1 protein-coding gene is annotated in these 397 nt (G+C 72.0%); it reads left to right on the plus strand.

The features are described from left to right. Positions 1–397 (plus strand): methionine adenosyltransferase domain-containing protein (locus IF73_RS0137195; RefSeq protein ID WP_031016016.1); only part of this gene is annotated, 397 nt, incomplete at both ends.

Here is a 397-nt window from a genome sequence, read left to right on the forward strand (position 1 = left end):
GGACGGCTACCGGCTGCTGGTCAACCCGACCGGCCGGTTCGAGGTCGGCGGCCCGATGGGCGACGCCGGCCTGACCGGCCGGAAGATCATCATCGACACCTACGGGGGCATGGCCCGGCACGGCGGCGGCGCGTTCTCCGGCAAGGACCCCTCCAAGGTCGACCGTTCGGCGGCGTACGCGATGCGCTGGGTCGCGAAGAACGTGGTCGCGGCGGGTCTCGCGCGCCGCTGCGAGGTGCAGGTCGCGTACGCGATCGGCAAGGCGGAGCCGGTCGGTCTGTTCGTCGAGACCTTCGGTACCGAGACCGTCCCCGTCGACCGGATCCAGCACGCCGTCACCCAGGTCTTCGACCTGCGGCCGGCCGCGATCATCCGCGACCTCGACCTCAAGCGCCCG

Origin of the sequence: Streptomyces sp. NRRL F-5727, from assembly GCF_000719555.1 — a bacterium.
Taxonomy (GTDB): Bacteria; Actinomycetota; Actinomycetes; order Streptomycetales; family Streptomycetaceae; genus Streptomyces.